Origin of the sequence: Spiribacter vilamensis, assembly GCF_004217415.1 — a bacterium.
Taxonomy (GTDB): Bacteria; Pseudomonadota; Gammaproteobacteria; order Nitrococcales; family Nitrococcaceae; genus Spiribacter; species Spiribacter vilamensis.
Map to the genome: position 1 here is coordinate 1,751,943 of NZ_SHLI01000001.1, position 26,672 is coordinate 1,778,614.

The window sequence follows — 26,672 nt, forward strand, 5'->3', positions numbered from 1 at the left end:
GACGGTGTGATCCCGGGACAATGCCGGGTCAGGCATTCAGTGTATCGAACCGCCGCCACTCGCGACCAGCCAATCCCGACACGACAAGGAGAGACCATGATCGCGTGGATTAACCGGTCCGTGCTCGCCGCCCTCGGACTGATGCTGATGTCACTGCCCGTCATCGCCTCGCCGCCGGCGCTGTTCCCGGTCAGCCAGCACCTGCCGCGCATCGTGATGGGCGAGGAAGGCCGGCAACTCAGTGCGGTCGGCGACCGGATCTATGCCGCCGGCCTCGAGGGTCGCTCTGCAACCCGCTACTACCTGCTGCGCCCGGGCCCGGTGCTGACCGGCGATCGCGGCCAGCGCCTCGGTCGCAGCAGCATCACGCTCGGCAAGGCCCGGCTGGTCAGCCCGGGGACACCGGCACTGCTGCGAATCGAGCAATCCCGCCGCGAGGTTCGCCCGGGGGATTACCTGCTGGCCATCGATCCGGACAGGACCGCCGACCATGACTGATACCCCGCTCGAGAGCTGGCTCTGCATGGTCCGGCTCAAGGGCATCGGAGCGCTGACCGGCAACCGGATCCTCGAGGCCTACGGCGACCCGGCCAGCTACCTGGACGCCACCGAGGCCGACCGGGCCGCACGCGGGCTGCCGCGCGTCGCCGTCACCGCGCCGCGTGGCCGGGCGGCGGTCGAGGACGGGGTCGCTGCCGATCAACGCTGGGCCGAGGCAGCGGACTGTCACATCATCACGCTTAATGATCCGCGCTATCCGCCGCCGCTCGCCCGAATCGCCGACCCGCCACCGGTACTGTTCCTGCGCGGTGACGCCGAGGCCCTGCTGGCGCCGCAGATCGCCATTGTCGGTGCCCGCCACGCCTCCGAGAACGGACGCCGAACGGCCGAGGAGTTCGCCGCCCACCTGTCCGCAGCCGGCCTCACCATCACCAGCGGGCTTGCCCTGGGTATCGATACCGCGGCCCATGAGGGCGCCCTCGCGGTGAACGGTCCAACCGTCGCCGTCATGGCAACCGGCCCGGACCGGGTTTATCCGCGCGAGAATCGCGGGCTCGCCCACGCCATCGGGCACTGCGGCGCCATCGTTACCGAGATGCCGGTGGGGACACCGGTCACCCGCGGCCTTTTTCCGCGCCGCAATCGGCTCATCGCCGCGCTCTCGGTGGGGACCGTGGTGATCGAGGCGGGCCGTAACAGTGGTGCACTGGGCACCGCCTACCGGGCAATCGAGGCGGATCGCGAGGCGATGGCCGTGCCCGGTTCGATTCACAACCCCGTGGTCAAGGGCTGCCATGCCCTGATCCGCGCCGGTGCACGCCTGGTCGAGTCCGCCGACCAGGTGATCGAGGAAATCGCCCGGGCCGTCGAGGATTTCACGCCCCGAGTGCCGGCATCGAATAACGAGGACAACACCGAAACCGGCCACCCGGCATCGGACTGGACCGCGCTCGATCCCCAGGAAATCGCCGTTCTCGAGGCCATGGGCCACGACCCCGTGGCCTTCGATACCCTGCTCCGGCGGGCTTCATTGACGCCCGATATCCTTTCATCCATTCTCCTGAAGCTCGAGCTTTCGGGCGATATCGCGCCCTGCAGCGGCGGTTACTACATGCGAACCAGCAATCGAGCGGGCGGATGAAAGAAAACGTCTTCGAGATCCTGATGTACCTGTTCGAGAACTACTTTCAGGACACCGTCGACATCGATCCCAACCGCGCACAGATCGAGGCCGACCTTCGCGATGCCGGGTTTTCGGATCCGCAGATCCTCAAAGCGCTTGCCTGGATCGATGCGCTCGCGGAGACCCGTGACCTGCCGGTCTCCGCGCACGGGCCATCGGCGATGCGGATCTACACCAGTGCGGAGATGGCACGACTAGACATCGAATGTCGCGGATTCATGCTGTTTCTCGAACAGGCAGAGATCCTCACCCCCGGCGCTCGCGAACTGGTTATCGATCGGTTGATGGATCTGGATGAAGATCTGATCGATATCGACCAGCTGAAATGGGTCGTGCTCATGGTGCTGTTCAGCCAGCCCGGTCAGGAAGAGGCATGCGCTTCGATGGAAAGCCTCCTCTTTGAACCTCCCCATCCCACAAAACACTAAGCATTCATGTCGCATTCTCTGGTTATCGTCGAGTCGCCCGCCAAGGCCGGCACCATCAATAAGTACCTCGGCAAGGATTTCGAGGTCATGGCGTCCTACGGCCATGTCCGTGACCTGATTGCCAAGGAAGGGGCGGTCGATCCGGATCAGGATTTCGCCATGCAATACAGTGTGGTCGAGCGCAACGCCAAACAGGTGGACGCCATCGCCAAGGCGACCCGCAAGGCGGATGCGATCTACCTGGCGACCGACCCGGACCGGGAAGGTGAGGCGATCTCCTGGCATCTGCTCGAACTCCTGCGCGAGCGCGGCGTTATCGGCGACAAGCCCGTGCACCGGGTGGTGTTCTACGAAATCACGCGTGACGCGATCCGCGAGGCCATCGAGCATCCACGCGGCCTGTCCGGCGATCTTGTCGATGCGCAGCAGGCCCGTCGCGCGCTCGATTACCTGGTGGGATTCAATCTCTCACCGCTGCTCTGGCGAAAGATCACCAGTGGCCTGTCCGCCGGCCGCGTCCAGTCACCGGCGTTGCGGATGATCGTCGAGCGCGAGAAGGAGATCGAGGCCTTCGTTCCGCAGGAGTACTGGAGCGTCGAGGCCGATCTGCTGCAGGCGGAGACGCCGTTCGTCGGTCGCCTCCAGCAGCTCGACGGCGGCAAGGTCGAGCAGTTCACGATCGATAACGCGGAGACGGCCGATAACGCCTCGAAGCGGATCCTCGAGGCAAGCGGGGCCGACACCTCGCAACCGCTCGGCGAGTCGCTGCCGGCATCGAGCCAGGGCGAGCTGCTCGTCACCCGGGTCGAGAAAAAGCAGCGCCGGCGCAATCCCGCGGCACCCTTCATTACCTCCACACTCCAGCAGGAGGCGTCACGCAAGCTGCGGTTCTCCGCCCAGCAGACCATGCGCATCGCCCAGCAGCTCTACGAGGGGATCGATACCGGCAATGGCACGGCCGGGCTGATCACCTACATGCGAACCGACTCGGTCAACCTCTCCCAGGAGGCCATCCACGGCCTGCGCGAGGTCATCGAAAAGCGCTTCGGCAAGGATAAACTCCCGGCCAAACCCAACCAGTACCGGACCCGGGCCAAGAATGCCCAGGAGGCGCACGAGGGCATCCGCCCGACGGACGCCAACCGGGCGCCGGAGTCGATCAAGGGCCAGCTCTCCAATGATCAGTACCGGCTCTACGATCTGATCTGGAAGCGCACCGTCGCCTGCCAGATGATTCACGCCACCATCGATACCGTCTCGGTGGATCTCGCCGCCGGTGACGTCGCGAGCTTCCGGGCCACCGGCTCGACGATCCGCGATCCCGGCTTCATGGCCGTCTACCAGGAGGGCGCGGACGACCGGAGTGGCGATGCCAATGAACGCATTCTGCCGCCGCTCAGCGAGGGCGAGCGGATTCCGCTGACCGCGCTGCGGCCGGAACAGCATTTCACCGAGCCCCCGCCGCGGTACTCCGAGGCGAGCCTGGTGCGCGCGCTCGAGGAGTACGGCATTGGCCGGCCGTCGACCTATGCCTCGATCCTCGCCACGCTTGAGGCGCGGAATTACGTGACCCAGGAGAACCGGCGGTTCAAACCCACGGACACCGGGCGAGTGGTCACCAAATTCCTCACCGAGCACTTCGATCGCTACGTCGATTACGAGTTTACCGCCCGGATGGAGGACCAGCTCGACGCCGTCTCCCGCGGCGAGACCGAGTGGGTGCCAGTGCTGCGCCAGTTCTGGGATCCCTTCCAGGAGCGTATCGAGGAAAAACAGCAGGTCTCGCGCAGCGAGGTCATGAAGGCGCGCGAACTCGGCACCGATCCCCAGAGCGGCCGCCCGGTATCGGCCCGGCTGGGTCGCTACGGGCCCTTCGCCCAGCTCGGTACGCGCGAGGATGAAGAGAAACCGAAATTCGCCAGTCTTCGGCCGGGACAGAGCATCGATACGATTACGCTGGACGAGGCACTGGCGCTGTTCACGCTGCCCCGGGACCTGGGTACCACGCCGGACGGGCTGCCGCTCAGCGCCAACATCGGCCGCTTTGGTCCGTACGTGCGTTTCGGCGACCAGTTCGCATCCCTCAAAAAGGACGACGACCCGTATACGATCGATCGCGATCGGGCCCTCGAACTGGTCGAGGAGAAAAAGGAGAACATCGCCAAACGCACCATTCAGAGCTTCGATGACGGGGCGTTGACGGTCATGAAGGGCCGGTTCGGGCCCTACGTCACCGACGGCCGCAAGCGTGTCAAAGTCCCCAAGGACCGCGAGGCGGAATCCCTTACGCAGGAAGAATGCCAGGCCCTGGTCGACGAGGCGCCGGAGCCCAAGGGCAAGGGCAAGGCCGCGAGCAAGAAGACCGGCACCGGAACCGGCAAGGCGAAGACCACCCGCAAGAAATCGTCCTCGAACCGCTGACATGCGTGCGACCCGCCCGGCGCTGCGCCAGATCCGGGATTCCATCCTTGCCGGGGGTGTTGGCGCCTACCCCACCGAAGGTGTCTGGGGGCTCGGCTGCGACCCGCTCGATACCGCCGCCATTGAGCGCCTTATCCGACTCAAGGGCCGCGGTGCCGGCAAGGGCCTGATCGTGATCGCCGCGGATACCACGCAGCTGGACGGCCTGGTGCAATGGCCGAAACAGGCGCCAATCCGCGACACCATGCTTGCCACCTGGCCCGGCCCCGTCACCTGGGTCATGCAAGCCGCCGACGATCTGCCCGGACTGCTGACCGGCGGCCGATCCACCATCGCCGTGCGCGTTAGCCGACATCCACCGGTGATTGACCTGTGTCGCGGTATCGGTTCGGCGCTTGTCTCCACCAGCGCCAATCACAGCGGCAAGCCGGCGTGTCGGCGTCCCTGGCAGGTAAAGAAGGTGTTTGGCGACCGGCTCGACTGGTTCCTGCCGGGCCCGCTTGGCGGTCAGCGCGGTCCCTCCGAGATCCGCGAGGCGGAAACCGGACGCATCCTCCGCGCCGCGGCGCCGGCCTAGTCGCCGGCTCCCGGCAGCATCTCGCCCTGCTGAAAGACCTGCGAGCCATCGGCATAGGTCTCGCGCTTCCATACCGGGGCGGTTGCCTTGAGCCGATCGATGGCAAACCGCGCCGCATCGAATGCCTCGGCGCGATGCGCGGCACGCACCACCACCACCACGCTCAGCTCACCCACCGCGAGCCGACCGGTGCGATGCCGGATCGCGCAACTAATGATGTCGTAACGCGATAACGCCTCGGACTCCACCGCTGCCAGGGCACGTTCGGCGAGGGGCGCATAGGCCGAGTACTCGATATCAGTGACCGACTGACCGGCATGATGGCGCCGGACCGTGCCGCCGAAGACCACGACTGCACCGGCATCCGCGGACGCGGTATCATCGAGAAGATCATTGAGGGCAATGGCGGCGGCGTCTACCCGTTCGGTCATCGTAATCCTTCCGGTATGGCGTCGTTGCTATCGTCGCATTACCGCGCCCCCTGTCAAACCGACAACCTTCGGAGTGCTATGCCAGCCATCGACGCAACTGCCGTACGGCGTTACCTGCTCGACCTCCAGGACCGGATCTGCGACGGTCTCAGCCACCTCGACGGCAACGGATTCAGGGAAGACGCCTGGGACCGGGATGCCGGCGGCGGGGGGCGCACCCGCGTGCTCAGCAACGGCCATGTCTTCGAGCAGGCCGGCGTCAATTTTTCGCACGTGTTCGGCGACGGGCTGCCGGCAACGGCAAGCGAGCGCCACCCGGAATTGGCCGGGCGCGCCTTCCAGGCACTGGGCGTCTCGCTGGTGGTCCATCCCCGCAATCCCTACATCCCCACCTCGCACGCCAACGTGCGCTTTTTCCTCGCCGGGGCGGAAGACGCCGAACCGGTGTGGTGGTTCGGCGGCGGGTTCGATCTGACGCCGTTCTACCCCTTCGACGAGGACTGCCGCCACTGGCACCGGGTCGCCCACGATGCAGTCGCGCCCTGGGGCGACGACCTCTACCCGCGCTTCAAGACCTGGTGCGATGACTACTTCTACCTCCCCCATCGCGGCGAAACCCGCGGCATCGGCGGCCTGTTCTTCGACGACTTCAACCGTGGCGGGTTCGAATCGGCCTTCGGGCTCATGCGCTCGGTGGGCGACGGCTATATGGAGGCCTACCGGCCCATCGTCGAGGCCCGCCGGGAGATCCCCTACACCGAACGCGAGCGCGACTTCCAGCTCTATCGCCGCGGCCGCTATGTCGAGTTCAACCTGCTCTACGACCGCGGTACGAAGTTCGGCATCCAGTCCGGCGGCCGGACCGAGTCCATCCTCATGTCCATGCCGCCGCTGGCACGCTGGGAGTACGACTATCGCGCCGGTGAAGGCACCCCCGAGGCCGAGCTGACGCATCGATACCTGGTTCCACAGGCCTGGATCGAGCCGGACAGGCAGTCGTCACCCGAATAGCGACCCGGTCACGAATCCTCACACGGCCTGTGCCTGTCAGTCCAAAATGGCAGGGCGACAACACGGACTATGTGGGGTAGCTTGATCTCACAGGGCGGCGCGCTTTTTTGCGCAGCGCAACAATAACCTACAGCGCTCAGGGGTCTGGTCACACGAAAACCGGACGGCTAGGCTGTGATTCAGAAGAAACCGAACGAGGTCAGAGATGGCAGCAAAAATGACGCCCATACCGACGCCGGGCGACCAGGATCCGCAGGAGACGCAGGAGTGGCTCGAGGCGATCGAGTCGGTCCTCGAGTACGAGGGCCCGGAACGGGCGCAGTTCCTGCTCGAACAGCTCGTGGACAAGGCCCGACGCAGCGGTGGTCAGCTGCCCTTCAAGGCAACCACCGCGTACCAGAACACCATCCCGACCCAGCACGAAAAGCCTTTCCCGGGCGATCAGGCACTGGAATCGCGAATCCGCTCGATCATTCGCTGGAACGCCATGGCCATGGTGGTTCAGGCCAACCGCGACCGCGAAGGAATCGGTGGCCATATCGCGTCATTCGCCTCTTCCGCCACGCTCTACGAGGTCGGCTTCAACCATTTCTGGCGGGCCCCGAGCGAGGATTTCGGCGGCGACCTGGTGTTCATGCAGGGCCACTCCGCCCCGGGGATCTACGCCCGTGCCTATCTTGAAGGCCGTCTCGACGACGATGATCTGCACAACTTCCGTGCCGATCTGGCCAAATCGGGCAAGCCCCTCTCCTCCTATCCGCACCCCTGGCTGATGCCCGATTTCTGGCAGCTCCCCACGGTGTCCATGGGACTGGGTCCCATCATGGGTGTCTACCAGGCCCGCTTCCTCAAGTATCTCCACAATCGCGGCATCGTCGACACCTCGGATCGCAAGGTCTGGGTGTTCTGCGGCGACGGCGAGATGGACGAGCCGGAGAGCCTGGGGGCGATCGGCGTGGCCGCCCGCGAGGGCCTCGACAACCTGATCTTCGTGATCAACTGCAACCTCCAGCGCCTCGACGGGCCGGTGCGTGGCAACGGCAAGATCATCCAGGAGCTGGAGGGCGAATTCCGCGGCGCCGGCTGGAATGTCCTCAAGGTGCTCTGGGGGTCCGCCTGGGATCCGCTGCTCGCGAAGGACACCCAGGGCTTTCTGCGGCGGCGCATGGACGAGGCCGTGGATGGCGAGTACCAGAATTTCAAGGCCAAGGGCGGCGCCTACACCCGCGAGCATTTCTTCGGTGAATACCCCGAGCTCAAGGCCATGGTGGCGAATATGTCCGACGAGGACATCTGGCAGCTCAAGCGCGGCGGCCACGACTCCACCAAGGTCTACAACGCCTACAAGGCGGCCACCGAGCACGAGGGCCAGCCCACGGTCATCCTCGCCAAGACGGTGAAGGGCTACGGCATGGGCGAGGCCGGCGAAGGCCAGAACATCACCCATCAGCAGAAGAAGATGGCGGAAAACGCCCTCAAGGACTTCCGCGACCGCTTCCATATCCCGGTACCGGATGAACAGGTCGCCGAGGCGCCGTTCTACAAGCCGGCCGAAGATTCGCCGGAGATGAAATACCTGCATGAGCGCCGCCAGGCGCTGGGTGGCTACCTGCCGGAGCGGCGCATTACCGCCGAGCCGGTGAAAATCCCCGACCTCTCCGCCTTCGACGTGCTGCTCAAAGACAGCGGCGAGCGCGAGATGTCCACGACCATGGCCTACGTCCGCGCGCTGTCGATCATCGCCCGCGACAAGAGCCTCGCCTCGCGCCTGGTGCCGATCGTGCCCGACGAGGCGCGGACCTTCGGTATGGAAGGCCTGTTCCGCCAGCTCGGCATCTACGCCTCGAAGGGCCAGCTCTACGAGCCGCAGGATGCCGATCAGCTGATGTATTACCGCGAGGATCAGAAAGGCCAGATCCTGCAGGAGGGCATCAACGAGGCGGGCGCCATGTCCAGCTGGATCGCCGCGGCCACGGCCTACGCCAATCACGGCATCGAGATGATCCCGTTCTTCGCCTACTACTCCATGTTCGGCTACCAGCGGGTCGGCGATCTCTGGTACGCCGCCGGCGACATGCAGGCCAAGGGCTTTCTCATGGGCGGCACCGCCGGTCGCACGACGCTGAACGGCGAGGGCCTGCAGCACGAGGATGGCCACAGCCACCTGATGACCGCGGCGCTGCCCAACTGCCGCTCGTTCGATCCGACCTTTGCCTACGAGATGGCGGTCATCATCCAGGACGGCATGAAGCGGATGTACGAGGAGCAGGAATCGGTCTTCTACTACATCACGATGATGAACGAGAACTACCACCAGCCGGCGATGCCGGAGGGTGCCGAGGACGGCATCACCCGGGGTATGTACCGGTTCCGGCAGGGTGAGGCCGGCGAGCGTCGCGTACAGCTGATGGGCTCCGGCAGCATCCTCATCGAAGTGATCGCGGCGGCGGATCTGCTCAGGCAGGACTGGGGGGTCGAGAGCGACGTCTGGAGCTGCACCTCGTTCACGGAGCTTCGCCGTGACGGCATCGACTGCGAGCGCTACAACATGCTGCATCCCGAGGACACGCCCCGCGTCCCCTACGTGCAGCAGTGCCTGGCGGAGCACGAAGGACCGGCCATCGCCTCCACCGACTACATGCGGGCCTTTGCCGACCAGATCCGGCCCTACATCGACCGCCACTACGTGGTGCTGGGAACGGATGGCTATGGTCGGTCCGACACCCGCGAGAACCTGCGACGCTTCTTCGAGGTGGATCGCTACTACGTGACCGTGGCGGCCCTCAAGGCACTGGCGGACGAGGGCACGATCAAGCCCGACCAGGTCAGCAAGGCGATCGCCCGGTACAACATCGACACCGACGCCCCTAATCCGGTCACGGTCTAGCGGCGAAGCACGGCGCAGGAGGAAATTGCGTGGCAGAGGTCAAGGAAATCACCGTCCCCGACATCGGCGACTTCGATGCGGTGGACGTCATTGAGGTACTGGTAGGGCCCGGCGACAGCGTCGCCGCGGAAGACTCGATCATCACCCTGGAGAGCGACAAGGCAACCATGGAGGTGCCCTGCCCGGTGGCTGGCACCGTCACCGAGATGCTCATCAAGGCAGGTGACAAGGTCGCGGAGGGCACGCCGGTCGCCAAGGTCGAGGTGGCCGACGAGGCCGCTGGCGGCGGCGCCGGCGAGCCGGCGGCACCAGCCGCCGAGGCACCCGCCGAGGCCCCCGCCGAGGCGCCGTCGGCCGGGCTGGCCGCGGCGGCCGAGCCCGCGCCTGCAGCGGCGGAGAAGCCGACGCCGGCGCCGGAACCGGCACCGGCCGCATCGGCGCCCCTTTCCGCCGAGACCCAGCGACTGGCGCATGCCGGCCCGTCGGTGCGGCGGTTCGCCCGCGAGCTCGGTGTCCCGCTCGACCAGGTCACGGGGAGCGGTCGCAAGGGTCGGATCAGCCGTGAAGACGTCCAGGCCTATGTCAAGTCGGTGCTCGAGGGGGGTGCGACCGCCGCGCCGGCACCGGCCACCGCACCCGCGGCCGAGGGCACGGGTATCCCGCCGATTCCCGCGGTGGATTTCAGTAAATTCGGCGAGGTCGAGGAGATCGACCTGCCGCGTATCAAGCGCCTGTCCGGTCCGCATCTGCACCGCAGCTGGCTCAACATCCCGCATGTCACCCAGTTCGACGAGGCCGACCTCACCGAGCTCGACGCCTTCCGCAAGGCCGAGAAGGCCGAGGCGGAGAAGGCGGGAGTCAAGCTCACGCCGCTCGCCTTCATGGTCAAGGCATCGGCGCGGGCACTGCGCGAGTTCCCCGATTTCAACAGCTCGCTGCGCCCCGACGGGGCCGCCCTCATCCGCAAGCACTACATCAATATCGGTGTCGCGGTGGATACCCCCCAGGGCCTCGTGGTACCGGTTATCAAGGATGCCGACCGCAAGGGCATCTACGACATCGCCGGTGATCTCGCCGAGCTCTCCGGCAAGGCCCGGGACGGGAAACTCGGCGCCGGCGACATGCAGGGTGGCACGTTCAGCATCTCCAGCCTCGGCGGCATCGGGGGCACGGCGTTCACGCCCATCGTCAACGCCCCGGAGGTCGCCATCCTCGGTGTCTCCAAGACCGCCACCAAACCGGTCTGGGATGGCAGCCAGTTCATGCCGCGGCTCATGCTGCCGCTGAGCCTCTCCTACGATCACCGGGTGATCGACGGGGCCTCCGCCGCGCGCTTTACCAATTACCTCGCGGGTGTGCTCGGCGATCTGCGCCGGCTCATCCTCTAGAACCGAGAGGATCGCGATTCATGTCAGAAGCCAAGGAAGTTCGCGTCCCGGATATCGGCGACTTCGATGCGGTGGAAATCATCGAGGTGCTTATTGCCCCCGGTGACACCGTCGAGGCCGAGGGCTCACTGATCACCCTCGAGAGCGACAAGGCCACCATGGAGGTGCCGGCCCCGTTCGACGGGCGGATCGATTCCGTGCTGGTCAGTGTCGGTGACAAGGTGGCCGAGGGCGACCTGATCGCCATGGCCATCCCGGCCGAAGCGGCCGCCGACAGTGGCGGCGAAGAGCCCGCCACCGGCGAGGCACCCGCCGAGCCGGCGTCGACAACCGGCACCGCCGAACCGGCACCGGCAGCCGCTGCATCCGCCAGCGCCAACCAGGCCGCGCCCGATTCACCCGACTGCGATCTCCTCGTCGTGGGCGCGGGACCCGGCGGCTACAGCGCCGCCTTCCGGGCCGCGGACCTGGGGCTGAAGACGATCCTGGTCGAGCGTTATCCCAGTCTCGGCGGTGTCTGCCTGAACGTGGGCTGCATCCCGTCGAAGGCGCTGCTGCATGCGGCCAAGGTGATCGACGACGCCGCCTTCTTCGCTGACAACGGTATCGAGTTCGGCGAGCCGAAAATCGATCTGAAAAAGCTCGAATCGTGGAAATCCAGCGTGGTCGGCAAGCTGACCGGCGGCCTGGTGGGTCTGGCCAAACAGCGCAATGTCGAAACGGTGCACGGCCCTGCACAGTTCGTCGACGATTACCACGTCAAGGTCGACACCGCCGATGGCGAGCGCTCGATCAGCTATCGCAATGTCATTATCGCCGCGGGCTCGCGGCCGATCGCCCCGCCCGGTTTCGATCTCGATCATCCGCGCATCATGGACTCCACCGACGCGCTCAAGCTCGAGGAGGTACCGAAACGCATGCTCGTGGTGGGCGGCGGCATCATCGGTCTGGAAATGGCCTCGGTCTATCACGCGCTTGGCAGCGAGATCACCGTCGTCGAGCTGGCGGACCGGATAATGACGGGGGCCGACGCGGACATCGTCAAGCCGTTCAAGAAGATCATCGACAAGCGCTACGCCAACATCTACCTCAATACGAAGGTCACCGCGCTGAAACCGGACGATGACGGCGTGAGCGTCGAGCTCGAGGGCGACAAGGCCCCCTCCGAGGATCGCTTCGACCGGGTGCTGGTCTCCGTGGGCCGGCGGCCGAACACCGATCGGCTCAATCTCGAGGCCACCAGCCTCGAGCTGATGGGTAACGGCTGCATCCCCGCCGATGACCAGATGCGTACCCGCGTCGATCATATCTTCGCCATCGGTGATCTGATCGGCCAGCCGATGCTGGCACACAAGGCGGTTCACGAAGGCAAGGTGGCCGCCGAGGTCGCGGCCGGCGAGAAGAGCGCCTTCGATGCCCGGGTTATCCCGTCGGTGGCCTACACCGACCCGGAGGTTGCCTGGGTCGGTGTTACCCAGGAGCAGGCCAAAGCCGAGGGCATGGATGTCGAGATCGGCAGCTTCCCCTGGGCCGCCAATGGCCGCTCGCTGTCGCTCGGCCGCGACGAGGGCATCACCAAGCTGATCTTCGAGCGTGGCACGGAGCGCGTCGTCGGTGCCGGCATTGTCGGCCCCAACGCCGGTGACCTGATCGCGGAGGTCGGACTCGCGATCGAGATGGGTGCCGACATGCACGATATCGGCCTCACGATCCACCCGCATCCCACCATCTCCGAGACGGTGGGCATGGCGGCCGAGGCGGCGGCCGGTACGCTGACGGACCTCTACATACCCAAGAAGAAACGCTGACCGTCGATGGCTCGGTCCGCCGCCGTCGTTGCCACCGGGCGCTATCTACCCGAGCGCCTTGTGAGCAACGACGAGCTGCGGAGCCAACTTGCCACCAGCGGTCATGCCGACATCATCGCCCGGCTCGAGGCCGGCTCCGGCATTCGTCAGCGCTACCGGGCGGCACCGGACCAGGCGACCTCGGACCTGGCGGTAGCGGCCGCTCGAAAGGCACTGGATCGCGCCGGTTGTCGGGCCGGCGATCTCGATCTCATTATCCTCGGCACCGACACCCCCGATCGGATCACCCCGGCGACCAGCGTGATCGTCCAGGCCAAACTCGGCGCCACGGGGGCGGGAACACTGGATATCGGCTGTGCCTGTGCATCGTTTCCAACCGCACTCGCCACCGCCACCGGGCTGATCGCCACCAATCGGTCGCTGCGACGCGTCATGGTGATCGGCGCCTACATGATGCAGCGCCTCGCCGACCCGGATGATCCGATGATCTTTTTCTACGGCGATGGCGCCGGCGCCGCCCTGATGATGCCGACCGACGGCCCCGGCCTGGTCACCAGCGCCTTCCTGGCCGACGGCCGATACGCCGATGACTGGGGCATCGCCGCTGGCGGGACCGCGGAGCCGGCCAGTCACGACGCCGTGGCCGCCGGCCGCACCCGGGTGCGCGTAAAGCGGCGCTATCCCCCCTCGATCAACGAGCAGGGCTGGCCGCGGATCATGCGACGCCTGGCCACCCAGGGAGATTTCCCGCTGGCGACCGTGAACCAGGCGGTATTCACCCAGATCAATGCCGCCAGCATCGATAATGCCTGTGCCACGCTGGACCTGGCCCCGGAACGCGCCCCGAAGCTCATGGATCGCTACGGTTACACGGGCTCGGCCTGCATCCCCATTGCCCTCGATCACATCATCGAGCATCGGCTCGCCGGCGCCGGGGATCTGGTCACGCTGGTGGGTTCCGGCGTAGGTTACAACATGGCGGGGGTCGCCCTGCGACTGGAGGAGAGAACGACCCGATGAACGATAATGCCGAAACCGCCCGCGAGCGGCAGATCGAGGCCCTCGAGCAGCTGGCCGACCAGCGCTGGCCGGATAGCGAGCGCGCGGTCATCCGCCGATTCCTCGACTGCTATTACGCGAGTACCGCCACCGAGGACCTGACCTCGCGCCAGCCGGCCACGCTCTACGGGGCCGCCGTTTCCCACTGGCGCCTCGGTGACCGGCGGCCTGACGGCGAAATCGCATTGCGCGTCTACAACCCCGATCCGGAACAGGACGGCTGGGAGTCGACCCACAGCATCGTGCAGATCGTCGCCGACGATCAGCCATTCCTCATCGACTCACTCTCCATGGCGATGAACGAGCAGGGGCTGATGATCCATCTCATCACCCATCCCGTGCTCGAGGTCACGCGTGACACCGACCGTCGCGCCACGGGGGTCAGTGACCAGTCCGCGAGCGATGGCGATACCGAGGCCTGGATCCACATCGAGGTCGACCGCCAGGCCACCCCGGAGCAGCTCCAGTCACTGGAGGATGTCGTGCGCGATACGCTGCGCGATGTCGAAGTGGCGGTGACCGACTGGCAGTCCATGCACCGCCAGGCCCAGCAGGCCCGGCGCTCCCTCAAACGCCAGGCGCCCGACACCGATGATGACTACCTGGCCGAGGTGGACGCGTTTCTCGAGTGGATGCTCGATGAGCATTTCACCTTCCTCGGCTATCGCCGCTATGACCTGCGTCGCGTCGACGGGACCATGCGACTACAGGCGGTCAGGGACACGGGCTTGGGACTGCTGCGGGCGGAGCGCAACGCGCATCGACTGTCGCAGAGCTTCGAGGCGCTGCCCCCGGCGCTGCGTGAACAGGCCAGTGACCCCGATCCGCTGATCCTCACCAAGTCCAGCCACCGGTCGACCGTCCATCGGCACGGCTATATGGACACCATCGGCGTGAAGCGCTTTAACGCCCGGGGCGAGGTCATCGGCGAACACCGCTTCCTCGGCCTCTACACCTCGGGGGCCTACAGCCGCAATCCGCGCAAGATCCCGCTACTGCGGCGCAAGGTGGCGGCGGTACTCGAGCGCGCCGGCCTGCGCAGCAACAGCCACGCCGGCAAGGCGCTGGTGCATATTCTCGAGACCTATCCCCGCGACGAGCTCTTCGAGATCGACTCGCAGACGCTCTACGAGACCGCCCTCGGCATCCTCCAGCTCCAGGAGCGCCAGCGGGTGCGGTTGTTCCTGCGCCATGACCGCTTCGGGCGATTCGTCTCCTGCCTCGTCTACGCGCCACGGGACCGCTACGACACGACAACCCGGCAGCGCATGGAGAAAATCCTCATCGAGGCATTCAACGGCGCCCACTCCGAATTCACGGTGCAGCTCTCGGAAGCGGTGCTGGCGCGCATCCACTTCATCGTCCATTTCCGCGATACCGAGTCCCGGGCGGTCGACACCGAGGCCCTCGAGGCCCGGCTCGCGGCGACCACCCGATCGTGGTCCGACGACCTGGCACAGACCCTGCTCGAGCACTGCGGCGAGGCCCGCGGCACCGAGCTCCATCACCGCTACCGCGATGCCTTCAGCGCCGCCTACCGGGAGGATACCGGCCCTGGCAGCGCAACCCAGGACATCGAGCGGCTGGAAACCCTGGCCACGAACAACGGCCTGGTGATCAGTCTCTATCGCCCGCTCGAGGCGCCCGTGGGCAGTCTGCGCCTGAAGCTCTATCACGCCGGACACCCGATCAGCCTCTCCGATGTCCTGCCGGTGCTCGAGAACATGGGGGTGCGGGTCATCGACGAGCGCCCCTATGGCATCCGCCCCGATGAGGGCGAGCAATGCTGGATCCACGACTTCGGCCTGAGCCACGACCCCGATCTGACCCTCGATACCGGACGCCTGCGTGATGCGTTCCAGTCCGGGTTTGCCGCGATATGGCGGCACCGGACCGACGACGACGGATTCAACCGGCTTATCCTGCTCGCCGGCCTGGCATGGCGTGACATCGTCGTGTTGCGGGCCTATGCCCAGTATCTACGCCAGGCCGGGACCGCCTACAGCCAGCCCTACATGGAGTACACGCTGGCGGATCATCCCGCGATCGCGAGCGGACTCATCGACCTGTTCCGGGCGCGTTTCGATCCCGACAGCGCGGACACCGAACGCGCCGACCGGATCGCCGAGGATCTCACCCGGCAGCTCGATGCCGTCGAGAGCCTCGACGACGATCGCATCCTGCGCCGTCTGCTGGACGCGATGCGCGCCACGCTGCGCACCAATTTCTTCCAGCGCGATGACGAGGACCAGGTCCCGGAGACCGTGGCCATCAAGCTCCGGCCGGACCGCATCCCGGGTGTCCCCAAGCCGGTGCCGGCATTCGAGATCTTTGTCAGCTCGCCCCGGGTGGAGGGCGTCCACCTGCGCGGTGGGAAGGTCGCCCGTGGCGGACTGCGCTGGTCGGAGCGTCGCGAAGACTATCGCACCGAGATCCTCGGCCTGATGAAGGCGCAGATGGTCAAGAACGCCCTGATCGTGCCGGTCGGGGCCAAGGGCGGGTTTGTCTGCAAGCGCCTGCCCCGCGAGCGAGGCGCTCAGCAGGCGGAGGTGCTGGCCTGTTATCGGCTGTTCATCCGCGGACTGCTCGACGTCACCGACAATATCGTCGACGACGCCATCCAGCCGCCGGATCGCGTGATCCGCCATGACGACGACGACCCCTACCTGGTGGTGGCTGCCGACAAGGGCACCGCGAGTTTCTCCGACGATGCCAATGCCATCGCCGAGGAATACGGGTTCTGGCTGCATGACGGGTTCGCCTCGGGCGGCTCCACCGGTTACGACCACAAGGTCATGGGGATCACCGCACGGGGCGCCTGGGTCGCCGTCCAGCGGCATTTCCGCGAGCGCGGTCGGGATATCCAGACCCAGCCCTTCACCGCGGTCGGCGTCGGCGACATGTCCGGTGACGTGTTCGGCAACGGTATGCTCCAGTCCCCTACCACGCGGCTGATCGCCGCCTTCGATCATCGCCATGTCTTCATCGATCCGGATCCCGACCCGGAACGCAGCTATATCGAGCGCGAGCGGCTGTTCGGGCAGGGCCCGTCGAGCTGGGCGGACTACGACAAATCGGTGATCTCCACGGGGGGCGGTGTCTGGCCCCGCAGCGCCAAGTCCATCACCCTCCCGGCGGCGGCCCGCGAGGCGCTGGGTCTCGACCGCGAACGCCTGACGCCCACCGAGCTCATCGCCGCGATCCTCCGGGCCCCGGTGGACCTGCTCTGGAACGGCGGGATCGGTACCTACATCAAGGCGCGTTCCGAGAGCCATGCCGAGGTTGGAGACAAGGCCAACGACAGCCTGCGCGTGGATGCCGAGGACCTTCGCTGCCAGGTCGTCGGTGAGGGCGGCAACCTGGGCGTCACCCCGCTCGGACGGGTGGCCTTCGCTCTCGCCGGTGGCCAGATCAACAACGACGCCATCGACAATTCCGGCGGCGTCGATTGCTCCGACCACGAGGTGAATATCAAGATCCTCATGAACGCCGTGGTCGATGATGGCGACCTGACGGTCAAGCAGCGCAATCGTCTGCTCGGCGAAATGACCGATGCGGTTGCCGAGCATGTCCTCGCCAACAACTACCGCCAGACCCAGGGCATCAGCCTGATGCTCGACCGGGCGGCGGAGCGCCTTTCCGAGCAGGGGCGCTGCATGCGTCGACTCGAGCGCGAGGGTCGCCTCGACCGGGTGGTGGAACAGCTCCCCGACGACGAGACCCTCGCCGAGCGCGAGAAGCAGGGCCTGGGACTGACCCGTCCCGAGCTCGCGATCCTGCTCTCGTACACCAAGATCCGCGCTTTCGAGCAGCTCCTCGAATCACCGCTGGTGGAGGGCGAAGAGAATCTCCACGAGCTGGTCGGCTACTTCCCCGCGCCTCTGCGGGAACGCTTTGCCAACCGCATCGATCAGCATCCCCTGCGGCGCGAGATCATTGCCAACCACCTGGCCAATCACGTCCTCAACCGCATGGGAGCCACCTTCCTGTTGCGCATGACCGAGGCCACCGGCGCCGATATCACCGAGGCGGTCCGGGCCTATCTGGCCGCGCGGGATATCTATGGCCTGCGCGGGCTCTGGTACGAGGTCGACCGGCTCGACAACCGCGTGGCGACTCATCATCAGCAATCACTCCTGCACACCATCCGAGCGCTCCAGGAGCAGGCGACCCGCTGGCTGCTGCGCCATCAGTCGGGTCACAACGGCGACGCGGTGACCACCCGCGCCATGCAGCAAGCCATCGGAACGCTCGATGAGGCCCTGCCCGCACTGCTCACCGACGCGGCCGCCGAACGCCTTGCCGCCGAGCGCGAGGAGCACGTCGAAGCCGGGGTACCGGAGGCGCTGGCCGAGCGCATGAGCCGGGTGCCGAAGCTGTATCCCGGGCTTGATATCAGCGCCGCGGCAACGCTCACCGGTGCCGGCCTGACCGATGCCGCCGGCGTCCATTTCCAGGCCGCTGATCACCTCGCACTCAACGAACTGCGGGCAGCGATCGACCGATTCCGTGCCCTCGACGACTGGCAGGCGCGTTACCGCATCGGGCTGATGGAATCCCTCCACGAGGAGCATCGCCGGATTACCGAGGCCATCCTCCGCCACACCGCGGCCGAGCCCGCGGACAAACGGGTCGAGACCTGCCTGGCGGCACAGGGCAATCGGGTCGACTACCTGCGCCAGATCACCGATCAGATCAGCGCCAGCGCCAAGCCCGATGCGGCAATGTTCGGGGTGGCGCTGCAGGCGCTCCGCCAGGTGGCCGCCGACGCCCAGGGGTCGAGGCAATGACCGACTCCGTGGAACTCGCCAGCGCCGACAGTGGCGAAGGGCCCGCCCTTGTCATGCTGCATGGACTCTACGGGTCGGGGAACAACTGGCGCGGCATTGCCCGGCCGTTCGAGGCCAGCCATCGCGTGCTGCGCCCCGACCTGCGCAATCACGGCCAGTCGCCGCACTGCGCCGATATGGACTACCGGCGGATGGCCGCGGATATCGTCGCCCTGCTCGATCGCAAAGGCATCGACCGGGCGGATATCATGGGTCACAGCATGGGCGGCAAGGTCGCCATGACGCTGGCACTGACGGCGCCATCGCGGCTACGTCGACTGATGGTGGTGGATATCGCGCCGATGGCCTACAACCACGAAGTCGAGCACGGCGGCATTATTCGGGCGATGCAGGCCATCGACCTCGCGGCGGCGCCGGGTCGCGATGCGGTCGATCGCGAACTGGCAACCACGATCAGTCACCCGATGATCCGGCAGTTCCTGCTGACCAACCTGCAGCGGCGGGACAACCAGTGGGCCTGGCGTATCCCGCTGGATATCCTCGCCGACCAGCTGCCAGTGATCCAGGGCTGGCCCGAGGGCCTCGGCAGCCTCGCGGACCGGCCGGTCCGCTGCCTCCACGGGGGCGCGTCGGACTATGTCGCCGCCGCGGGCCGCGCGGCGATCGCCCGGCATTTCCCGGCCGCCGGGATCATCCGCTACGACGGCGTCGGGCACTGGCTGCATGCGGAGGCCCCGCAGCGATTCACCGACGATCTGAAAGATTTTGTGGCCGAAGACGACCACCCCTGACCACCCAGAGGGACCACCATGGCTGAGGACTTCAAGCAGAACGCGCTCGATTACCACCGCAACCCGACCCCGGGAAAGATCACGGTCACGCCCACCAAGCCGCTGGCCAACCAGCGCGATCTGGCCCTTGCCTACAGCCCGGGGGTCGCGGCCGCCTGCGAACTGATCGTCGATAACGAGCAGGAGGCGGCCAACGTGACCGCGCGTGGCAACCTGGTCGGGGTCATCACCAACGGCACGGCGGTACTCGGTCTGGGCGCCATCGGTCCGCTGGCGTCGAAACCGGTCATGGAGGGCAAGGGCGTCCTATTCAAGAAGTTTGCCGGCATCGACGTCTTCGATATCGAAATCGCGGAGAACGATCCCGGCAAACTGGTGGATACCATCGCCCGGCTGGAGCCGACCTTCGGCGCGATCAACCTCGAGGATATCAAGGCACCGGAATGCTTCGAGGTCGAGGAGAAACTGCGCGAGCGCATGAGTATCCCGGTCTTCCACGACGACCAGCACGGCACCGCCATCACCGCCGCCGCCGCGATCTACAACGGCCTGCGGCTGGTCGGCAAGCGCTTCGAAGACATCAAGCTGGTTACCTCCGGGGCCGGTGCCGCCGCGGTCGCCTGCCTGGATCTGCTCGTGTCGATGGGGCTTGATCCCGCCAACATCGTCGTCACCGACCGCCAGGGCGTGATCTACCAGGGCCGCACGGAGGACATGGACGAGCGCAAGGGCCTGTACGCCGCCGACACCAGCGCCCGCACCCTGGACGAGGTCATCGACGGCGCGGACATCTTCCTGGGCCTCTCGGTCCCGGGCGTGCTGACCGCGGACATGGTCAAGCGCATGGCCGACAAGCCGATGATCATGGCCCTCGCCAACCCCACGCCGGAGATCTGGCCCGAGGACGTGCTCGCCGCCCGATCGGATGCGATTATCTCCACCGGTCGCTCCGACTACCCCAACCAGGTCAACAACGTCCTGTGCTTCCCGTTCATCTTCCGCGGCGCGCTGGACGTTGGCGCCACCACCATCAACGACGAAATGAAAAAGGCCTGTGTACGCGCCATTGCCGACCTCGCCACCATGGAGTCATCGGATGTGGTCCGCGCCGCTTACGGCGGCAAGCCCCTGTCGTTCGGTCGGGAATACCTCATCCCCAAGCCCTTCGATCCGCGCCTGATCATCCGCATCGCCCCGGAAGTGGCGAGGGCCGCCATGGACAGTGGTGTCGCGACACGCCCGATCACCGACTTCGCCGCCTACCGGCGCCGGCTTTCCACCTACGTGTTCCAGTCCGGACTGCTGATGAAGCCCATCTTCGAGCGCGCCAGCCAGAATCCGCGGCGCGTTGCCTACGGCGATGGCGAGGATGAGCGCATCCTGCAGGCGGTTCAGCTGGTCGTGGACGATCGGCTCGCTCAGCCCATCGTCATCGGCCGACGTCGGGTGGTGAAGATGCGCATCAAGCGCCTCGGACTGCGCCTGGTCATCGACGAGGACTTCGAGCTGGTGGATCCCGAGGACGATCCCCGCTTCAAGGCCTACTGGCAGCTCTATCACTCGCTCATGGAGCGTCGCGGCGTCACCCCGGACCGGGCCCGGCAGATCGTGCGCACCCGCAATACCGTGATCGCCTCGCTGATGGTCCACCGCGGCGAGGCCGATGCCATGCTCTCCGGCGCAGTGGGGAAATATCACCGCCAGCTCGACTATGTCACCGAGGTGATCGGCAGGCGCGAGGGGGTGAGTAACCTCGCCGCCATGAACGCCATCATCACGCCGAAGGGCACGCTTTTCCTCTGCGACACCTATGTCAATCACCATCCCACCGCCGAGCAGCTCGCGGAGATGACCACGCTGGCGGCCGACGAGATCCGCCGCTTCGGCATTGTGCCCAAGGTCGCGATGCTCTCGCACAGCAACTTCGGCACCTCCGGCGATGCCGAGGCGGTGAAGATGCGCGAGGCGCTGCGGCAGGTCGAAAACCGTGACCCCTCGCTGGAAGTGGAAGGCGAGATGCATGGCGACGCCGCGCTGAACGAGGAAATACGGCGACGGATCTTTCCCAACTCGCGCCTCGACGGCGAGGCGAATCTGCTCATCATGCCGACGCTCGACGCCGCCAACATCGCCTTCAACCTGCTCAAGACCGTCACCGATGCGGTCTCCATCGGACCGGTGGTACTGGGAATGGCCAAGCCGGCGCACATCCTCACGCCATCGGTGACGGTACGCGGCGTGGTCAATCTCACCGCCCTCGCCGGCGTCGAGGCAGGCATGGTTGCCGAGAAGGACGGGAGCGCATCATGACCGAGGCGATTCGCATCCATCGCTTCGGCGGGCCCGAGCAGCTCCAGCTCGCCACTGTGCCGACCGGTGAACCGGCGTCCGGACAGGTCCACATCCGGCAAACCCATATCGGTGTCAATTACATCGATATCTACTTCCGGACCGGTCTCTACCCGCCCGCCAGCATGCCGTTCACGCCGGGGCTCGAGGGCGCCGGCGAGGTCGTGGCTGTGGGCGACGGCGTCACCGGGCTGAGCCCGGGGCAGCGAGTCGCGTACGTGGGCGGACCGCCCGGTGCCTATGCCAGCGAGCGGATCATCGCCGCCGACCGCGTCGTCGCACTGCCGAACGCGGTCAGCAGCGAGCAGGCCGCGGCAATGATGCTCAAGGGGCTGACGGCGCATATGCTCCTGCAGCGCGTCTGTGCCGTGCAGTCGGGGGATCGGGTGCTGATTCATGCCGCGGCCGGCGGGGTCGGGCTATTACTCTGCCAGTGGGCCCATCACCTCGGCGCCACGGTGATCGGCACCGTCGGCAGCCCGGAAAAGGCCGAACTGGCCCGGGCCAACGGCTGTGATCACCCGATTCTCTACCGCGACGAGGATGTCGCGGAGCGGGTCCGTGCGATTACCGGGGGTGCCGGCGTGCGGGTAGCCTATGATTCCGTGGGTGCCGACACGCTCGCCACATCGCTGGGATGCGTGGCAAAGCGCGGGCTGCTGGTGAGCTTTGGCCAGTCATCGGGGATACCGCCAGCCATTGCCGTCGGTCAGCTGGCCGCCGGCGGGTCGCTGTTCCTGACCCGGCCGTCGCTATTCGACTACATCGGCACGGCAGAGGAGCTGCAATCCGCCGCCAGGGCGCTCTTCGCCAGGGTGGCGGACGGTTCCATACGGGTCCGCATTGACAGCGAGTGGCCGCTCGCCGAGGCCGCCGGTGCGCATGAACGACTGGCGTCGCGTCAGAGCAGCGGGTCGATCATCCTCCGCGCCTAGTCGGCGCCGGCGTCCATTCGCGGCAGGCTGTTGCCGATCGGATCGAGGCCCAGGGCCTGGCGATAGGTCTTGCGAGCGCGGTCATGCTCACCCAGGCGTTCATAGAGCTCGGCGAGCATGCGCGCCATCGCCGGGTCATTACCCCGGGCCACCGCGGCCTCGAGGTGGTTCCGGGCCGGTCCCCAGCGCTCGCAGCGCGCCGCCTGCCGGGCCGCCGCATAGAGTAGCGCCGGATCCTCCGGTCGCTGGTTGAGCCACGACGTCAGGCGGTTGTAGATGCGCTCGGGCTCCAGCGGTAGCTCGCCGTACACCGCCACCAGCGCGGGCTCCCAGCGCTGGCGCAGCCAGCCACGCAGCTGCCGCTCCGCGGTGACCGGGCAGTCGGCGGCGATCAGCGCCCGCGCGTAACGCGCCTGCAGTGCCGGATCGCGCTGCCGGGCCTTGGGCAGTGACTTCCAGATGCGGCCCAGGCTGTCGGCGTTCGCCGACGTGCCGAGTTCGCCGATGCGCTCATCCAGGGCGCGCTGCTCGATCGCGGTCAGCTCCGCGCTCGGCAGCGACTGCTCGCGGCGCAGGTCCGGCAACAGATCGAGCAGCCCGGCGTAGTCGTCCACCGCCTGCATGGCGCGTGCCTGCAGCATCAGCACCCGATGATTGCGCGGGGCCTTTTCCCGCAGCCAGCCCAGGGTGGCAAGCGCCTGTTCCCACTGCTCGGCATCCACCTGCAACTGCGCCTGCAGCAGGCCCACCGCCAGCCGTGCCCGGGGGTTGGCGGCATCCGCCTCGGCAAGCAGATCGTCGCGACGCTGCCATTCACCCCGGCGCTGCGCGGCAATCGCCGCCAGCAGGTGATGCATCAGCGGCTGATCCGAGATCCGACTGGTTCCCTCCAGGTGGCGCTCCGCCTGGGCGTAGCGGCCCTCGGCGAGTTCGATGAGGCCGTCGATCAGCTCGCGCTGCGCCTTGCGCGTCCGCCGACCTGCCAGCCGGTCACGGACCTGTCCCGGCGCCTGCGCAGTCCGACGCAGCAACCCGAAGGCCAGGGTCACCAGCGCCCACAGGGCGATAAATGCGAGCACCGCCACGAACAGGCTCGTCTGGATGGTCCACTCGCCGACGCGGACCATCAGAAAGCCGCCCTCGTTGGCGAACCACTGCGCCGCCAGCACACTCGCCAGCAGCAGGACGATAAAGCCGATGAGCCGCCGGATCATGACCGGCCACCATCATTGAGCACGGGCGCCAGTGTCTCGCCAATCGGCGGACGCTCGACTCGAACCGTCTCATCCATCAGCCCGGCCAGCCGGTCCCTGACGGCGGTGACGCTATCGGCACTGGAGTCGAAATAGGCATCGACCCAGCCATCCACCCGCTCGAGGGCATTGGCATAGGTCTCCGGCTCGCCCCGCAGTGCCGCCAGTCGGGCCGACTCGATCTGCAGGCGCAGATTCTGCTGGAGAAGAAAGCGGGACTCCGGTTCCGGCAGCGGCTCGACCTGGCGATCCCGGCTGACCGTGACCAGCTCGCCCAGGCCGGCCATCAGGCGGTCGCCGGCCCGGTCCAGGCGCTGGCGCCAGCCACCGGAGGTCGGCTCGTCACCGGTCGCCACGTCGCCATCGGCGGTCTGGAAACGCTTGACGCCCGCCGCCAGTGGCAATGTACCGAGCTGATCGGCCACGCGATCAAGACCGCGATTGACGCTCACGAGGTCGACCTGGTCGACGGCCAGCAGCTGATCGACGGCCCGGCCAATCGCCTCACGCCGGTCGATGCCGACACCGCCCAGCCCGGAGAGCAGGATATCGGCGGCCTCGAGGGCCTCGAGGGCGCCGGGGATATCACCGTTGAACTGCAGCCGGTGCACCGCCATCCGCGCCAGGTAGCCGGCCTCGGCGATCCGCCAGTCGTCGGTCTCGGAATTCATGCGCCGGTAGAGCTGATCGACACGATCGGCCAGTTCATTGCGGGCGCTGGCCTGGTCCGCCACGCGATTCTCGAGCTTGGCCAGCGACTGCAGGCGCGACTCGAGCTGCTCGTTGAGGTTGGTGATACGGCCGTTGAGCTCGCCGGCAGTCTCCTGCTGATCACTACTCAGTGCCTCGAGCTCGCGCTGCGTCGCCAGGCCGGACTGGGCCTCGGTGAGTTGCTGCATCTGCCAGTAGAGATAAGCGCCTCCGCCGGCACTCAGCAGCAGGACCAGGATGGCGATGACCAGCGCTACATGTCCTGACGTGCGGCCGGCCGGTGGCGTCGCAGCCGCCTCGCCGTCACCCTTGCCACCGCCGGTGCCGCCGCCCTTTTTGCCCGGTGAGGCGGCCTCGAGGGCGTTATCGGTATCCTTGTCTGTCTTGCTCATCAGATCTCTCTCTGCAGCGCGGCACACACCGCGCGTGTAATGGCCGAATCGTCTGCACCGCTGGCAACGACCGGCCTGTCGAATCCGGCGCTGGTCGCGGCCGTCGCGACACGCTCGCTGACAGTGACCAGCCTGCTCTCCGCCAACCACTCTAGCGCGGATGCTCCCGCCATGCCGAGTAGGCAGGACAGGCCACTCACGCTGGTGATAATTGTGCAGTCAAGCGGCTGCGCCTGCCACTCCCGAGGGATATCGAGTTGACTCGCGGCATGAATACGACGGTAGACAATACTTTCATGCACGTCGGCGCCACGCGCCCGGAGCGCCGCGGATAGCCGCTGGCGGCCGTTTTCACCGCGAACGATCAGTACGCTCGTCGCCTCGCCCGGATCGAAGGCGGTTTCCGCCAGGAGATCGTCCGCACCTCCGCCGACACTCGGCGCCACGTCCACGCTCCGACCTCGCTGTTCGATCGCCGCCGCGGTACCCGGGCCGACCGCGGCAGTGCGAGCGCTCCGCCACATCGACGCCGGCAACCAGTCCACCCCGTAGCGGACAGCATTGGGACTGGTAAAGACCAGCCAGTCGGGATGGGCGGGAAACGCGTCGATGGCGGGGGGCACGGCGACAATGCGCAGGGTGGGTCGATGCAGCACCGCCGCACCCGCGGCCTCGAGGCGATGGATCAGCCCCTCCGCCTGGCCGGCAGGGCGGGTCACCAGGATCCGTCGACCGGCGAGGGCGTCGCGTTCCGTCACTCGATAGCGGCGAGGATCTCGCCGGCCCCCTGGCCGAGCAGATCTTCGGCGACGGCATGCCCCAACGCCGGTCCCTCCGACCGTGCCGCACGCCCCTCGGCGGTCAGCACCCGACGGCCGTCGCGGTTCGCCACCAGGCCGCGAAGCCAGAGCGTTTCGCCCTCGAGCATTGCATAGGCGGCCAGCGGCACATGGCAGCTGCCTTCGAGGCGGGCATTGACGGCCCGCTCCGCCGCCACCCGATCGTGGGTGTCCGGATCATCAAGCCCCCGAATCAGTGCCGCCACGTCGGGATCGTCGGCCCGGCACTCGATCCCCAGCGCTCCCTGGCCCACCGCCGGGAGGCTCTCCTCCGGTGCCATGACCTGCGTGATCTGCCCGGCCATGCCCAGCCGCTGCAACCCTGATGCCGCCAGCACAATGGCATCGAAGTGCCCCGCATCGAGTTTGCCCAGACGGGTCTGCACATTGCCGCGCAGCGACTCCACGACGAGATCCGGACGCCGCGCCCGGATCTGGCATTCACGACGCAGACTGGCGGTGCCCACCCGGCCACCGGCGGGCAGTTCGGCAATCGCCGCGTAGCGGCGTGACACCAGCGCATCGAAGGGATCCTCCCGGGCCAGGATCACCGGCAGGCGGAATTCGTCCGGCACCACCGCCGGCACATCCTTCATGGAGTGCACGGCGATATCCGCCTTGCCCGCCAGCATTCCCTCCTCGAGCGCCTTGACGAACAGGGCCTTGCCGCCCACCGCCATGAGCGGGCGATCGGTGATCTCGTCCCCGCGCGTCGAGAGGCGAACCAGCTCGACGGCCAGATCCGGATATCGCGCCCGCAGGCGGTCGGCGACATGCTCGGCCTGCCAGACGGCGAGCGGACTGCGACGGGTAGCAATGCGGAGGTGCGTGATGGACATGGGTGCCGGTGCCTGAAAACGACCGTGACGGCCAGTTGCAATGGTCTGCAACGATACCGCCTGACGGCCGACAGGCAAA

At 66.8% G+C, this 26,672-nt stretch carries 19 protein-coding genes; 14 read left to right on the plus strand and 5 right to left on the minus strand.

All coding sequences use genetic code 11. The features are described 5' to 3' along the window. The first annotated feature begins 96 nt into the window (after nt 1-96). Genes EV698_RS08800 through tsaC form a run of 5 tightly spaced genes read left to right on the plus strand, consistent with a single transcriptional unit; the run spans nt 97 to nt 5,110 of the window. Complete coding sequence (locus EV698_RS08800) at nt 97-498, plus strand: hypothetical protein (protein ID WP_130503705.1); 402 nt, start codon at nt 97-99, stop codon at nt 496-498. Further along, nucleotides 491-1,642: a DNA-processing protein DprA gene (dprA, locus tag EV698_RS08805; RefSeq protein ID WP_130503706.1), complete on the plus strand. Its 1,152-nt coding sequence runs from the start codon at nt 491-493 to the stop codon at nt 1,640-1,642. Before EV698_RS08800 ends, dprA begins: the two co-directional genes overlap by 8 nt. Continuing rightward, nucleotides 1,639-2,112: a Smg family protein gene (locus EV698_RS08810; protein ID WP_130503707.1), complete on the plus strand. Its 474-nt coding sequence runs from the start codon at nt 1,639-1,641 to the stop codon at nt 2,110-2,112. Before dprA ends, EV698_RS08810 begins: the two co-directional genes overlap by 4 nt. 6 nt (nt 2,113-2,118) lie before the next feature. After that, on the plus strand, nt 2,119-4,533 hold the full coding sequence (locus EV698_RS08815; RefSeq protein WP_130503708.1) for a DNA topoisomerase I: 2,415 nt from the start codon (nt 2,119-2,121) through the stop codon (nt 4,531-4,533). A gap of 1 nt (nt 4,534) precedes the next feature. Then, nucleotides 4,535-5,110, plus strand: coding sequence for an L-threonylcarbamoyladenylate synthase type 1 TsaC (gene tsaC, locus EV698_RS08820; protein ID WP_130503709.1), 576 nt, complete (start codon nt 4,535-4,537; stop codon nt 5,108-5,110). Here the strand turns inward: tsaC and EV698_RS08825 are convergent. Beyond that, nucleotides 5,107-5,541, minus strand: coding sequence for a molybdenum cofactor biosynthesis protein MoaE (locus EV698_RS08825; protein WP_130503710.1), 435 nt, complete (start codon nt 5,539-5,541; stop codon nt 5,107-5,109). The two genes, tsaC and EV698_RS08825, sit on opposite strands and share 4 nt — an antisense overlap. 78 nt (nt 5,542-5,619) lie before the next feature. Here EV698_RS08825 and hemF point away from each other — a divergent pair, with 78 nt between their 5' ends. The 9 genes from hemF (at nt 5,620) to EV698_RS08870 (ending at nt 22,559) form a co-directional block, all read left to right on the plus strand. Then, nucleotides 5,620-6,552, plus strand: a complete 933-nt coding sequence (gene hemF, locus EV698_RS08830) for an oxygen-dependent coproporphyrinogen oxidase (protein WP_130503711.1) — start codon at nt 5,620-5,622, stop codon at nt 6,550-6,552. A 205-nt stretch (nt 6,553-6,757) separates the two neighbouring features. Further along, nucleotides 6,758-9,439, plus strand: coding sequence for a pyruvate dehydrogenase (acetyl-transferring), homodimeric type (gene aceE, locus EV698_RS08835; RefSeq protein WP_239016248.1), 2,682 nt, complete (start codon nt 6,758-6,760; stop codon nt 9,437-9,439). Nucleotides 9,440-9,468: 29 nt separating this feature from the next. Then, nucleotides 9,469-10,827: a dihydrolipoyllysine-residue acetyltransferase gene (gene aceF / locus EV698_RS08840; RefSeq protein WP_130503712.1), complete on the plus strand. Its 1,359-nt coding sequence runs from the start codon at nt 9,469-9,471 to the stop codon at nt 10,825-10,827. Nucleotides 10,828-10,847: 20 nt separating this feature from the next. Further along, nucleotides 10,848-12,635 (plus strand): dihydrolipoyl dehydrogenase, encoded by a 1,788-nt coding sequence (gene lpdA / locus EV698_RS08845; RefSeq protein ID WP_130503713.1) that lies wholly within the window; start codon nt 10,848-10,850, stop codon nt 12,633-12,635. 6 nt (nt 12,636-12,641) lie between these two features. Beyond that, nucleotides 12,642-13,655 carry a 3-oxoacyl-ACP synthase III family protein gene (locus tag EV698_RS08850; RefSeq protein WP_130503714.1) on the plus strand — a complete coding sequence of 338 codons (1,014 nt, stop codon included), beginning with the start codon at nt 12,642-12,644 and terminating at the stop codon, nt 13,653-13,655. Continuing rightward, nucleotides 13,652-18,484 (plus strand): NAD-glutamate dehydrogenase, encoded by a 4,833-nt coding sequence (locus EV698_RS08855; RefSeq protein WP_130503715.1) that lies wholly within the window; start codon nt 13,652-13,654, stop codon nt 18,482-18,484. The genes EV698_RS08850 and EV698_RS08855 overlap by 4 nt, the downstream gene beginning before the upstream one ends. Continuing rightward, entirely contained in the window at nt 18,481-19,275 is a 795-nt protein-coding gene (locus EV698_RS08860; protein ID WP_130503716.1) for an alpha/beta fold hydrolase, read from the plus strand. The genes EV698_RS08855 and EV698_RS08860 overlap by 4 nt, the downstream gene beginning before the upstream one ends. A gap of 18 nt (nt 19,276-19,293) precedes the next feature. Further along, nucleotides 19,294-21,585 (plus strand): NADP-dependent malic enzyme, encoded by a 2,292-nt coding sequence (locus EV698_RS08865; RefSeq protein ID WP_130503717.1) that lies wholly within the window; start codon nt 19,294-19,296, stop codon nt 21,583-21,585. Beyond that, nucleotides 21,582-22,559, plus strand: coding sequence for a quinone oxidoreductase family protein (locus tag EV698_RS08870; protein ID WP_130503718.1), 978 nt, complete (start codon nt 21,582-21,584; stop codon nt 22,557-22,559). Before EV698_RS08865 ends, EV698_RS08870 begins: the two co-directional genes overlap by 4 nt. On the opposite strand, the gene EV698_RS08875 is transcribed toward EV698_RS08870, so the two are convergent. From EV698_RS08875 to hemC, 4 genes are read right to left on the minus strand one after another with little or no spacing between them, the layout of a single operon-like run. Next, nucleotides 22,556-23,773: a heme biosynthesis HemY N-terminal domain-containing protein gene (locus tag EV698_RS08875; protein ID WP_130503719.1), complete on the minus strand. Its 1,218-nt coding sequence runs from the start codon at nt 23,771-23,773 to the stop codon at nt 22,556-22,558. The genes EV698_RS08870 and EV698_RS08875 overlap by 4 nt on opposite strands. Then, nucleotides 23,770-24,915: a uroporphyrinogen-III C-methyltransferase gene (locus tag EV698_RS08880; RefSeq protein WP_130503720.1), complete on the minus strand. Its 1,146-nt coding sequence runs from the start codon at nt 24,913-24,915 to the stop codon at nt 23,770-23,772. Before EV698_RS08880 ends, EV698_RS08875 begins: the two co-directional genes overlap by 4 nt. Further along, the gene (locus EV698_RS08885) at nt 24,915-25,673 is read right to left on the minus strand and encodes a uroporphyrinogen-III synthase (RefSeq protein WP_130503721.1); all 759 of its coding nucleotides are present in this window, start codon (nt 25,671-25,673) and stop codon (nt 24,915-24,917) included. Before EV698_RS08885 ends, EV698_RS08880 begins: the two co-directional genes overlap by 1 nt. Next, nucleotides 25,670-26,593, minus strand: coding sequence for a hydroxymethylbilane synthase (gene hemC / locus EV698_RS08890; protein WP_130503722.1), 924 nt, complete (start codon nt 26,591-26,593; stop codon nt 25,670-25,672). Before hemC ends, EV698_RS08885 begins: the two co-directional genes overlap by 4 nt. Nucleotides 26,594-26,672 lie beyond the last annotated feature (79 nt).

Coding starts and splice junctions, on each gene's coding strand:
- EV698_RS08800 (WP_130503705.1), top strand. CDS start 97: ATGATCGCGTGGATTAACCGGTCCGTGCTCGCCGCCCTCGGACTGATG.
- dprA (WP_130503706.1), top strand. CDS start 491: ATGACTGATACCCCGCTCGAGAGCTGGCTCTGCATGGTCCGGCTCAAG.
- EV698_RS08815 (WP_130503708.1), top strand. CDS start 2,119: ATGTCGCATTCTCTGGTTATCGTCGAGTCGCCCGCCAAGGCCGGCACC.
- EV698_RS08825 (WP_130503710.1), bottom strand. CDS start 5,541: ATGACCGAACGGGTAGACGCCGCCGCCATTGCCCTCAATGATCTTCTC.
- EV698_RS08855 (WP_130503715.1), top strand. CDS start 13,652: ATGAACGATAATGCCGAAACCGCCCGCGAGCGGCAGATCGAGGCCCTC.
- EV698_RS08880 (WP_130503720.1), bottom strand. CDS start 24,915: ATGAGCAAGACAGACAAGGATACCGATAACGCCCTCGAGGCCGCCTCA.
- hemF (WP_130503711.1), top strand. CDS start 5,620: ATGCCAGCCATCGACGCAACTGCCGTACGGCGTTACCTGCTCGACCTC.
- EV698_RS08865 (WP_130503717.1), top strand. CDS start 19,294: ATGGCTGAGGACTTCAAGCAGAACGCGCTCGATTACCACCGCAACCCG.
- EV698_RS08875 (WP_130503719.1), bottom strand. CDS start 23,773: ATGATCCGGCGGCTCATCGGCTTTATCGTCCTGCTGCTGGCGAGTGTG.
- tsaC (WP_130503709.1), top strand. CDS start 4,535: ATGCGTGCGACCCGCCCGGCGCTGCGCCAGATCCGGGATTCCATCCTT.
- EV698_RS08860 (WP_130503716.1), top strand. CDS start 18,481: ATGACCGACTCCGTGGAACTCGCCAGCGCCGACAGTGGCGAAGGGCCC.
- EV698_RS08810 (WP_130503707.1), top strand. CDS start 1,639: ATGAAAGAAAACGTCTTCGAGATCCTGATGTACCTGTTCGAGAACTAC.
- aceE (WP_239016248.1), top strand. CDS start 6,758: ATGGCAGCAAAAATGACGCCCATACCGACGCCGGGCGACCAGGATCCG.
- lpdA (WP_130503713.1), top strand. CDS start 10,848: ATGTCAGAAGCCAAGGAAGTTCGCGTCCCGGATATCGGCGACTTCGAT.
- hemC (WP_130503722.1), bottom strand. CDS start 26,593: ATGTCCATCACGCACCTCCGCATTGCTACCCGTCGCAGTCCGCTCGCC.
- EV698_RS08850 (WP_130503714.1), top strand. CDS start 12,642: ATGGCTCGGTCCGCCGCCGTCGTTGCCACCGGGCGCTATCTACCCGAG.
- EV698_RS08870 (WP_130503718.1), top strand. CDS start 21,582: ATGACCGAGGCGATTCGCATCCATCGCTTCGGCGGGCCCGAGCAGCTC.